The organism is Bifidobacterium sp. 2450 (genome assembly GCF_041900695.1).
In the GTDB taxonomy this organism is placed as follows: Bacteria; Actinomycetota; Actinomycetes; order Actinomycetales; family Bifidobacteriaceae; genus Bifidobacterium; species Bifidobacterium longum.
On sequence record NZ_JBHEEA010000004.1, the window covers coordinates 118,752 to 129,654 of the forward strand.

General features: G+C 61.1%; 8 protein-coding genes and 1 pseudogene. 1 reads left to right on the forward strand and 8 read right to left on the reverse strand.

The window, feature by feature from the left end; genetic code table 11:
- Positions 1-3: 3 nt before the first annotated feature.
- From ACEUKI_RS02810 to nusA, 5 genes are all read right to left on the reverse strand, one after another.
- The gene (locus ACEUKI_RS02810) at positions 4-1,128 is read right to left on the reverse strand and encodes a riboflavin kinase (protein ID WP_115770662.1); all 1,125 of its coding nucleotides are present in this window, start codon (positions 1,126-1,128) and stop codon (positions 4-6) included.
- A 98-nt stretch (positions 1,129-1,226) separates the two neighbouring features.
- Positions 1,227-2,390: a tRNA pseudouridine(55) synthase TruB gene (locus tag ACEUKI_RS02815; protein WP_115770663.1), complete on the reverse strand. Its 1,164-nt coding sequence runs from the start codon at positions 2,388-2,390 to the stop codon at positions 1,227-1,229.
- 1 nt (position 2,391) lies between these two features.
- Positions 2,392-2,868 carry a 30S ribosome-binding factor RbfA gene (rbfA, locus tag ACEUKI_RS02820; RefSeq protein WP_080785875.1) on the reverse strand — a complete coding sequence of 159 codons (477 nt, stop codon included), beginning with the start codon at positions 2,866-2,868 and terminating at the stop codon, positions 2,392-2,394.
- 150 nt (positions 2,869-3,018) lie between these two features.
- The gene (infB, locus tag ACEUKI_RS02825) at positions 3,019-5,946 is read right to left on the reverse strand and encodes a translation initiation factor IF-2 (RefSeq protein ID WP_374156473.1); all 2,928 of its coding nucleotides are present in this window, start codon (positions 5,944-5,946) and stop codon (positions 3,019-3,021) included.
- A 269-nt stretch (positions 5,947-6,215) separates the two neighbouring features.
- Positions 6,216-7,283: a transcription termination factor NusA gene (nusA, locus tag ACEUKI_RS02830; RefSeq protein WP_007052305.1), complete on the reverse strand. Its 1,068-nt coding sequence runs from the start codon at positions 7,281-7,283 to the stop codon at positions 6,216-6,218.
- 207 nt (positions 7,284-7,490) lie between these two features.
- Between nusA and ACEUKI_RS02835 the strand changes: the two genes are divergently transcribed.
- On the forward strand, positions 7,491-8,219 hold the full coding sequence (locus ACEUKI_RS02835; protein ID WP_165506311.1) for a hypothetical protein: 729 nt from the start codon (positions 7,491-7,493) through the stop codon (positions 8,217-8,219).
- 40 nt (positions 8,220-8,259) lie between these two features.
- Here the strand turns inward: ACEUKI_RS02835 and ACEUKI_RS02840 are convergent.
- The 3 genes and pseudogenes from ACEUKI_RS02840 to ACEUKI_RS02850 form a co-directional block, all read right to left on the reverse strand.
- Positions 8,260-8,385: pseudogene (locus ACEUKI_RS02840) on the reverse strand (LacI family transcriptional regulator); the annotation flags it as partial.
- A gap of 129 nt (positions 8,386-8,514) precedes the next feature.
- Positions 8,515-9,879: a hypothetical protein gene (locus ACEUKI_RS02845; protein WP_374156474.1), complete on the reverse strand. Its 1,365-nt coding sequence runs from the start codon at positions 9,877-9,879 to the stop codon at positions 8,515-8,517.
- A 15-nt stretch (positions 9,880-9,894) separates the two neighbouring features.
- Positions 9,895-10,896, reverse strand: a complete 1,002-nt coding sequence (locus ACEUKI_RS02850; protein ID WP_080785871.1) for an ABC transporter permease — start codon at positions 10,894-10,896, stop codon at positions 9,895-9,897.
- Positions 10,897-10,903 lie beyond the last annotated feature (7 nt).

Below are 10,903 nucleotides of genomic sequence, written 5' to 3' on the forward strand. Positions count from 1 at the left end.
ACCTCAGGCAGTAAGACGCTTGGTCTCTTCGACGTTGCGCTTGAGTTCGTCAACGAGTTGGTCGGGACCATCAAACTTGACCTGCGGGCGCAGGAAGCCGACGAATTCGACGCGAACCTTGTGGTCGTACAGGTCAATCCATTCGTCAGTGATGCAGTAGGCCTCCACCACGCGTTCGTTGAGTCCTGTTTTCTCGCTGAAGGTGGGTTTGGTGCCAATGGAGATGGCGGCAGGCCAACGGTTTTCACCATCTACCAGCCAACCGGCATAGACGCCGTCGACCGGAATGTAGCCTGCAATGTCGGAGCCAAGATTGGCGGTGGGGAATCCGATGGTGCGGCCGCGCTCCTCACCGTGCACCACTTCACCTTCGATGGTGTGCGGAGCGCCCAGAATGGCGTTGGCGTCCTGGATTCGGCCATGAGCCAGCAGGTAGCGCACATTGGTGGAGCTCCAGGCGCGCATTGCCTTGGCCTGGTTCTTCTTGCTCCATGCGCGGCGCTCGGCTTTGGTGGCATTGGCCAGCGGATCGACGGGCTCTCCCCATTCGCTTGGGGCTTCCGGCTTGAAATCACGCGGAATACGCACTTCGCCCGGGCCACGATCATCGACCACGTCAAGCTCGAATACACCGGTGGCGGCGGCAAGATTAGCGATATGCTTCACATCACCTTCTCGACCCTTGCCCATGGCGGCATCCTGCCCAAGGACCAACGTGCGCATACCCAGCTTGCCGGTGAGTCGGCCAAGGAAGAAAATGTATGACATGGCTGCGAAGGCCAGCGTGTAGTGCACCACCAGCACATGATCCACGCCGAACTGTTCCATGCGGTGCAGTCGATCATCCACACTGGTCAACGCTTCGGCATCCACATTCTGCGCCGCAGGTTCCTCACCATTGTGCGAGGCGGCCCAGCCGTGTACGAATGCGGGGCGCGGGTCAAACAGAATCACCACGGAAAAAGCATCATGCTGGTGCGCGAGTTCCACCACACGCTTGATCACCGCCTGATGACCCAAGTGCATGCCATCAAATGCGCCCAATGTCACCACGGCCTTCTTATCGTTACTGAACGAGGGCCATTCAATCGAACCTTCGGCGTCAGGGGTCAGGTGCGTGATATCCATCAGTGTGCTGTTCCTTTTATCCGTGCGATGTTATTCATGCAATATAGGCGTTGTTTGTGCGCGGCCTGTATCAAGCTGCACTTTTCACCGCGTCTACTTTACGCGAGGGGGAATACGGTGACCGGCTTGGCCTGATGAGCGTTTGCACGCTCGATAATCGCCGCCACATCATGCGTTTGCGGCACAATGGCGGCAGTGAGCTCGCTGATTGTACGCTCAATACGGCGGCCGAAGCGTAATTCGCTGGCCTCCTCAGGAGTGATGTCAAGCGCCGGCATCGCACCTCGAGCGGCCTGTTCCATGGTGAGGGCATGGTCAAGCAGCCAGTTGCGGCGCTCGTCACCGGCAAGACCTTCAGGAGTGTCCAATACGCACTTGTTGCGCGTGACGGTTTGTCCTTCCCGATTAGTGAACGTCTTCTGATCGGTATGTGCGGTGACGGTATGGGTTCGCGTGTCAAGCATCGCCTCAGAGGCGATAAGTCCGCTGGCATCGTCCGGCAACGCGAATCGGCCGACTCGCGTACGGCGCAAACGGGTCAGGTATCCGCCAACGCCAAGTTCGTTGCCGAGGTCGCGGGCGAGCGCGCGGATATAGGTGCCCGATGAACAGCTGATCCGCACGTCAACATCAAGTACAGGGACCACGCCCATGTTCGCGTCTTCCCGCAATGGTTCAGCGGCCTGCTCCCCTGCTACGAATCCGCTGCGGATATTCAGCACGGTGAATTCGCTGATGGTGACCGGGCGGGGTTTGAGTTCCACATCCTTGCCTTCGCGAGCCAAGTCGTAGGCACGCTGGCCGTTGATTTTGATGGCGGAAAACGTATTGGGGACTTGTTCGATATCGCCGGTGAAATTGGTGGCGATGGTGCGTATGAGCAGATCTTGCCATGAGGCAGTTGGTAGCGCCGTTGGTTCGCCGCTCTGGCCGCCCTCAGTCAGCTGCGCTGATAGCGTTTGCCAGCGGGAGCGGGCTTCATCATCAACAAGCACCTCACCTTCGGCATCGTCGGTAGTGGTACGCAGGCCGAGGCGTATGGTGGCCTCGTAGGTTTTGTCATGCGCCACGATGGCGTTGAGCAGTCGTGTGGCGTGGCCGAAGGCGATGACCAGCGTGCCAGTGGCCATGGGGTCAAGGGTGCCGGCGTGACCGACCTTCTTGATGTGCAACGCGCCGCGCACGGCGGCAACGGCGTCGAAACTGGTCACGCCTTGCGGCTTGTCGATGATGAGTAGGCCGCTGGGGGTTGTTTGAAGCACACTACTCCTCGTCGGACTCGAACTCATCGCCCTCGGCTTCGGACTCGTCGTCGTGCTTGTACGGATCGGCGTCGCCGGCGTACTGGGCGGTGGCGCGAGCACGGGCAAGTTCTTCGTCACGCTTCTTGGCCACGGCGAGAATGTCTTCGATCTCGTGAGCCTCGCCGGGCACTTCATCGAACACGAATTGGAGCTGCGGAGTCAGGCGCAGGCCAGCCTTGCGGCCCACCAGAGAACGCAGGTGGCCCTTGGCCTGATCGAGGGCCTGCTGGGCGCGCTTGCGTTCGCCTTCCTCATGGCCTTCGTGGCCGAGCTGGGTCCAGTAGACCTTGGCGATCTGCAAATCGTTGGTCACACGAACTTCGGTGACGGTGATGCTGGCGAGTCGCTTGTCATGCAGTTCGCGCTCAATGGAGGAGGCGACGACACGCTGAATCAAGGCCGCAATACGTGCGGCGCGCGGGTTGGTTCCTGCCAAAGGAATTTCCTTTTCTAGACTTGAGCCCCCTCTGACGAGGAGCTGCCGAACGCAGTGAGGCTAGGGGAGAGAAAATCATGGAACTACCATGTCTCTCCCCCAGTCAGCCTGCGGCTGACAGCCCCCTCGTCAGAGGGGGCTTAACAATGACTACTTGCGCTCGACTTCCTGCATCTCGAAGGTCTCGATGATGTCGCCGAGTTCAATGTCGTTGAAGGTGCCGAGGTTGATACCAGCCTCGTAGCCTTCCTTGACGGACTGAACGTCGTCCTTGAAACGACGCAGCGAGGAGATCTCGAGGTCGTTGACCGTGGCCACGCCGTTGCGCAGGATACGGCACTTCGTACCACGCTTGACCTCGCCGTCCTGCACCATAACGCCGGCGATGTTGCCGAACTTGGAGGAGCGGAAGATCTCGCGGATCTCGGAGTGAGAGGTGACGACCTCTTCGTATTCCGGCTTGAGCATGCCCTTGAGGGATGCCTCGATGTCTTCGATCGCACGGTAGATGACCGAGTAGTACTTGATCTCCACGCCCTCGCGCTCGGCGAGGTCCGCGACCTGACGGTTCGGGCGCACGTTGAAACCGATGATAACGGCCTTGTCGACCGTGGCCAGATTGACATCATTCTGGGTGATTGCACCGACGCCGCGGTGGATGACCTGGATGCCGACCTCGTCGGATACCTCGATCTTCATCAAGGAATCCTCGAGTGCCTCGACCGAACCGGACGAATCGCCCTTGATGACGATGTTGAGCATGTCGATCTCGGACTCGGCGAACTTCTTCTTGAAGTCCTCGAGGGAGACGACCTTGCGACGCTTGGCCAGCTGGGCGGCACGCTCGGTGGCCTGACGCTTCTCGGCAATCTGGCGAGCGGCACGATCATCGGAGGCGACCAGGAAGAGGTCACCGGCGGTGGGCACGGAGGTCAAGCCCAGCACCTGAACAGGTGTGGACGGACCGGCCGCTTCCATCGGCTGACCGTTCTCGTCGAGCATGGCACGCACGCGGCCGTACGAAGTGCCGGCCACGATGGCATCGCCCACGTGGAGCGTACCCTGCTGAACCAGCACGGTGGCCACGGCACCACGACCCTTGTCGAGTCGGGCTTCGACGGTGGCACCACGGGCGTCCATGTCGGGGTTGGCGCGAAGGTCCAGCTCAGCGTCAGCCGTGAGCAGCACGGCTTCGAGCAGCTTGTCGACGTGCAGGTTCTGCTTGGCGGAGATGTCGACGAACATGGTGTCGCCACCATACTCTTCAGGGACCAGGCCGAACTCGGTGAGCTGGCCGCGGACCTTCTCCGGGTTGGCACCGGGCACATCGATCTTGTTGACGGCCACGACGATCGGCACCTTGGCGGCCTGAGCGTGGTTGATGGCCTCAACGGTCTGGGGCATCACACCATCGTCGGCGGCGACCACGAGGATCGCGACGTCAGTGAGCTCGGCACCACGGGCACGCATGGCGGTGAACGCCTCGTGGCCAGGGGTATCGAGGAAGGTGATCTTGCGCGGTTCGCCTTCAAGGTTCACGGTGACCTGGTAGGCACCGATGCGCTGGGTAATGCCGCCGGCCTCACGTGCGATGACGTTGGTCTTGCGGATGGTATCCAGCAGTCGTGTCTTACCGTGGTCGACGTGGCCCATGACGGTGACGACCGGCGGGCGAGGCTTGAGATCCTCGTCATCCTGCAGTTCTTCCTCGTCAAGGTTGATGTCGAACTGCTGGAGCAGTTCCTTGTCTTCCTCCTCGGCGGAAACGAGCTGGATGTTCCAGCCGATCTCTTCGCCCAGAATCTGGAAGGTCTCCTCATCCAAGGACTGGGTGGCGGTAGCCATCTGACCCAAGTGGAAGAGCACGGTGACCAGCGCGGCCTGGTTGACGTTGATCTTCTCCGCCAGATCAGCCAAGGAAGCACCCTGACGCAGACGAATGGTCTGGCCGTTGCCGTTGGGGATGCGAACGCCACCGATGGTCGGTGCTTTCAGCTCCTCATACTCATGGCGCTTTGCCAGACGGTTCTTACGGGCCTTTGAGGACTTGCCGCCCTGACGTCCGAAAGCACCAGCGGTACCGCCGCGACCGCCGCGACCGCCGCCACGTGCGGGACCGTTGCTCGGGGCTCCGCCGCCCTGGAAGTTGCTGCCGCCGCCTTGGCCGCCACGGAAGCCGCCGCGTGCGCCGCCCTGACCGGCACCCTGGGAGCCGCCGCCCTGACCCGGACGGTTGTGGCCCCACTGGCCGGGACGCGGACCGCCCTGACCACCTTGGCCCGGACGACCGCCACGGAAGCCGCGGCCCTGCCCCTGGCCTTGGCCGGGACGGCCCGAACGACCGCCACGACCGCTATCAGCAGTCGGACGAGCCATCGGATGCGGACGCGGAATATCACCCGGCGTCGGGGTGTGCATACCCTGCTTGCGGGAGAACGGGTTGTTGCCCGGGCGCGGGCCCTGAGCGTGCGGGCGCGGAATCGCGTTTGAAGCGGCATTGCCGCCATTGGCACCGGCGCCGCCCTGAGCGTGCGGGCGCGGAGCCGAAGCATTGCCGCGGTTGTTCTGGTGCTGACCCGGCTGGCCATTGTTCAGACGGCCCTGGTTGTTACGACGATCGTTGTTACGGCGATCGTTCGGGCGACTCTGACGACCGTTCTCACGGCCTTCGCGATTATCGCGACCATTCTCACGGTTGTCATTCTGACCGTGGCGGCCGGGGGTCGGCATGCCGGGGCGTGCGCCGCCCTGCGGACGCGGTGTCGGTGCACCCGGAGTCGGAGCCTGCTGATGTGCCGAGGCAGGCGATGCCTGACGTGCGGGAGCGGCCGGAGTCGGTGCGGAAGATGAAGCGGAAGCCGGGGCCGAAGGTGCGGCCGGGCGGCGCTGCTGCACGGGCTTGGAATCGCCCTTGGCGTTGTCCTTGGCGAACTCTGCCTTCAGACGCCGGGCTACCGGCGGTTCAATCGTAGAAGAAGCGGACTTGACGAATTCTCCCATGTCCTTAAGCTTCTCAAGCACGGTTTTGCTATCGACATTCAAAACCTTAGCCAGTTCGTATACGCGTGGTTTCGCCACTAATTACTCCTATTCTGTGACCACGCGCGTGCATGGGCGTGGTCAGTTGGTGATGACGGCAAGCCTACCCTGTCTCATCGTGCGACCATGATCGTGTTACCTCGTCTCTGGTGTGGGCGATTTCGCGCACACTGCGCCAGCCCACATACGCCAATCAAGCATACTCATAGCGCTGGATAGCGTAGACGCAGCGAGCCGCGCCATTGCTGACGCGGCTCGTATCAGGAAATAATGCGCCCTGAAGATCATTCGCCTTCGAGCCCGGCGGCCTATTCGGCTTCCGGAGCAGCAGCCTCGGCCGCAGCCTGGGCGGCCTTTTCGGCGGCGACCTTCTTGGCATGGGCCTCGGCGGATTCGATGCCGATCTTCCAGCCGGTCAACTTGGCTGCCAGTCGTGCGTTCTGGCCTTCCTTGCCGATGGCCAGGGACAGCTGGTCGTCGTGGATGAAGGCGATGGCGGTCTTGTTCTTCTCACTGATCACCTGCACGCCGGTGGCCACAGCCGGGGACAGCGCGGCTGCCACGAACTTGGCCGGATCGTCGGAGTAGTCGACGATGTCGATCTTCTCCGGGCCAAGGTTCTCCATAACGGCACGCACGCGAGCGCCGCCAGGGCCGATCAGCGCGCCCTTCGGGTTCACGCCATCGGTGTTGGCCTTGACCGCGATCTTGGTGCGGGCGCCGGCCTCACGAGCGATGGCCATGATGGACACGGCACCGGAGACCAGTTCCGGCACTTCACGCTCGAACAGCTTGCGGACCAGCTCCGGGTGGGAGCGGGACACCACGATTTCCGGGCCCTTGATGCCACGGGCCACGTTCACCACGTACACGCGGATGCGTTCGCCGTGGCGGTAACGTTCGCCGGGCACCTGCTCACGGCGAGGCAGAATGGCTTCGACATCGCCCATCGCGACATGCACGTTGGAGGGGTCGGAAGCATCCTGCTGGATGATGCCGGTGATGAGCTTGCCCTTCTGACCGGAGAACGCGCCGAATACCTTCTCATCTTCGGCGCGGCGGAACAGCTGGGTGATGACCTGGCGTGCGGTGGCTGCGGCGAGACGGCCGAAGTCGCGCGGGGTATCATCGTATTCCTCGCCCAGCTTGGGAGCGGGGTAAGGGTTGTCTTCGGTGGGTTCGACCGGAATTTCGTCGGCGGCCCACACGGTGAAGTTGCCGGAACGTTCGTCAAGCTCCACGCGCGCGTGCTTGGCGGCGTGCGGGGTCTTGAGGTAGGCGAGGCGCAGGGCCTCTGCCAGCGCATCATCCAGGGTCTCGGGGTCGATTCCTTGCTCGGCGGCGAGCTTGTGTATTCCTGTCAGGTCCAGTTCCATCGATCCGTACCTCCTATGAAGTTATGTGGCGCATGGCCTATGAGTGGTCACAGTTAGCTATTAGTGTATGTTTCCATGCAGACACGTTTCTCTTCAGGACGGTTTACCCGGCGCTTGGCATCCGTACTATGCGCGAGCGCGATGCTGTGTTCGCTTTCGGCGTGTTCGATGCCGCGACTGGCCGGACGGGCCGAGGCGGAAGCTCAAATGAGCCCTTGCGAGAAAGCGATGACGTTGGCGGACTACGCCACCCATCCGGCTGAAGGCACGCCGTTATTAGAGCAGTATGCCACCGGTCTGGCCGCTCCCCTGGCTTGGATTGACGTTGCCGGGTATTGTTCGGGTCGTTTTGCCGAAGGAACGTTACGTGACGCGCAGACCAAGCAATGGCTGGCTTTTCTGGCCGATAAATTCGGGCAGTCCGCGCCTGAGGTGACGCCGGCGCGTCTTGATGGCGTCACGTCCGCCAACGTTGACCGATCAGTATTGGATGCGATGGCCGTGGCCGAGGATCGCGCCGGATTCGCTATCGAGGTCTTGGCCGCGCGAGGAGCGACCGCTGGGGCTACGTTGGCGTTGAGCGATATGCATAAGACCGCCGGGCAGCAGTTGGTTGCGCTGGCGAACGGCAATTTTGATGATTCCGGCGCACAATCCAGTTCTCCCGGCCAAAGCGACCCCCGCCAAAAGGTCTATGCCATCGACCAACTACTGGCCAACCCCACCACCATCGCCGACAAGGCAAGTGGCCAAACCGTACCGACCGCCGCCGCCATCGAAATGGACTGCGCCCGCGCGCAGATCAAGGCCGTGACCGAATCGAAATCTTCCACCGAGAGCGATATGCTGCCCATCCTCGCCGCACTGGCCGCCAAGCACGCCTACACCGCGTTCCAACTTGGCTACCCAGCGCCTGACGCCGCATTGTTCGAGTAGACACACACTCCTCACGAAGCCGATGCGAACTTGTTGGATGCTAGTGGGCAAGTCGAGTTGAGGCACGTTCCACCAATGTGAAACCGGTGGTGTACGTACGGGCCGGGCCTGAGTATCCTTCGATGCGGTCGATAAGCATGTCAACGGCATGCTTGGCATAATCGTCGTCGGTACATTGGATATCTTGCAGTCCGATGAGGAGCGGGAATCAGGAGCCGAATAATGACGATGCCGGTGGCCCCGACGGGAAAGAGGAGGAAACCGTCGGAACCACCGGCATACGGGTGCTCAGAGCCTATCGTTCAACGTTCACGACACCGAATCGGGACTCATCGGCGCGATCACGCCACCCGTTCCCATACGGGCCATAAATCGTCCTGATGTTGACGCCGACAGGCAATGCCGGGCATTCGTTTTCGCCGTTCGTACCCCAGTTGACCCAGCCGGATTGAGGCCTCTGCACGATCTGGAACGCTGAGGACGCCTCCGAGGTGATCCAGATCATGCACCGGTTGGTATTGGTGTCGTATTCGGCGCTGCAGGCAGACGGCCCGGGGAAGATGGTCTCCTCCTCCTGTGCCGACACATCGACCGCCCCCTCGGGGAACTGCCAAGGACGGGAGGTCTCATCAGCTGCGCGGTGGGCAAGCGCCCGCACATGCCCGAGCCTCTCATCGAGCCCCTTGGGGGTAAGGGCATTTTCCCATCGCGAGAACAAACGCCAGTAGAGATCCCAGTGAGCGTTCTCCAGATCCCTGTCAAGCAGAGTGGAGAAATAGGCGAACCTTGATGTCGTCTCCGTCCGCTCCGATAGCACGTTCCACACTTCATCCTTGAGGAAGCCGGCGTAGGGGTCCCCTCCGCGGAAAGGAACAGGCTGGTAGGTGTCGAATCGGTTGAAGACAAGGTTTCCTTCGCCGCTTTCGAACTCGTCACCGACCGTGATACGGTTCACGACGCTTCTGCCATCGACCTCCGTCACAAACGAATCCACATGGTAGACACGATCGAAGAAATCGACGTTCCAGTAGAACGTGAACTCGATGGAGAAGGTCTTGCCCTGCAGTTCAGGTCGAAGACCGTCAGGGATGCGCCCCTCAAGCAGGTAACGGCGCATGACGGGGCCGAACTCGATAAGACGGACATCGGCGATGGCATGTTCGGGCGGGTTGATCAGACCGTTTTCCGGAGTGAAGAAAGGGCCGTAGAACCCGCCAATGGCGTTGTCCCCGCTCTTGAGCAGGTCGAATCCCTCGTCCTTGGTGCGGAAATGGCGGATGCCCCATTTGGAGGCGCCCTCGCCCTTGCCGGTGCCACGACATAGTTCAATGTCGAAATATCCCGTATCAAGGTGGCAGACCGAATCGCTTTCGAGCGTGTTGTCGTCAGCGACGATGCCTCCTTCAAACGTCTCCCCCGGGTCCGGGTCATGTAGGGACAGGACCTCTCCGTCATGCGGCACCAGAATGCCGATGAACGTCGTCGAGGAACCGTCGGAATCCCCCAGCACCTTCTGGAACGGCGAAGACTGTCCCAAATCGGTGGTACCGAGAATCAGATCGGCCTCAACTTTTTCCGGCACGGTCACCGTGACCGGCTGTGGCTTTGTGGGATGGTGGTGGCTATTGGTGATGGTGAATCGTGGATATTCGTGCGTCATTGTCGTTCTCCTGTTTCAGTTCGCAGCCTTGGCTTGTGTGGCACCTATGCCTTTGAGGAACCCGAACGAGAACGAGTTCTCCTTGAGACCATCGATGAGCACGGCGATGATGATGACGATGCCCTTGACAAGCTGCTGGGTGAAGAACGGGACATTCATGAGCACGAGGCCGGTGGTGAGCACGCCGAAGATGATGGCACCGATCAGAGTGCCCGGGATCTTGCCCTTGCCACCCATCAGGGAGGTACCGCCCAGGACGGCCGCTGCGATGGCATCCATCTCATAACCGTCGCCGGCAGTCGGCTGCGCGGAGACCACACGCGCCGCGAAGATGCAGCCGGCGAGACCGGCGCACAGTCCTGCAATCACATAGACGGATAGCAGTACGCCCTTGACATTGATGCCGGCAAGCCTTGCGGCTTCGGCATTGCCGCCCACAGCGTAGACATGCGAGCCGTACTTGGTTTTGTCGAGAACGATCCACATGACTACATAAACGATTATCATCACGATGAACGGAATCGGCACATGGAACAGGTATCCGTTGCCGAGGGCACGGAAGTTCAAACCGTTGTCTACGATCGGCAGACCGCCGGTGATGGTGTATGCCAATCCTCGCATGAAGGTCATGGTGCCGAGGGTGACGATGAACGCGGCGAGATTGCAGTAGGCGATCAGGAATCCGTTGATCAAGCCGATGAGCGCACCGATCACCATGCCGAGAAGGATGGCGAGCAGGGGGTTGAGCCCCTGCTGGGCGGCCAGAACGGCGATGCAACCGCTGACGGCGATGGTCGAGCCAACGGACAGATCGATGCCGGTGGTGATGATGACGAATGTCATGCCCGCGGCAAGAATCGCGCTGATGGAGATGGACCTCGCCACGTTGAACAGGTTGCTCACCGTGCCGAAGTTCGGGGCCTTGATCAGCATGAATACGACCAGCACCAGCAATACAAACGGCATGCCGACCTTCTCCCAGGTCGCCGCCAGATTCATCTTTTTCTTTTCTTTCATTGGAAGC

Excerpts from the sequence above, each read along its gene's own strand:
- ACEUKI_RS02845 (WP_374156474.1), bottom strand. The coding sequence starts at position 9,879 with ATGACGCACGAATATCCACGATTCACCATCACCAATAGCCACCACCAT.
- nusA (WP_007052305.1), bottom strand. The coding sequence starts at position 7,283 with ATGGAACTGGACCTGACAGGAATACACAAGCTCGCCGCCGAGCAAGGA.
- ACEUKI_RS02835 (WP_165506311.1), top strand. The coding sequence starts at position 7,491 with ATGAGCCCTTGCGAGAAAGCGATGACGTTGGCGGACTACGCCACCCAT.
- ACEUKI_RS02850 (WP_080785871.1), bottom strand. The coding sequence starts at position 10,896 with ATGAAAGAAAAGAAAAAGATGAATCTGGCGGCGACCTGGGAGAAGGTC.
- ACEUKI_RS02810 (WP_115770662.1), bottom strand. The coding sequence starts at position 1,128 with ATGGATATCACGCACCTGACCCCTGACGCCGAAGGTTCGATTGAATGG.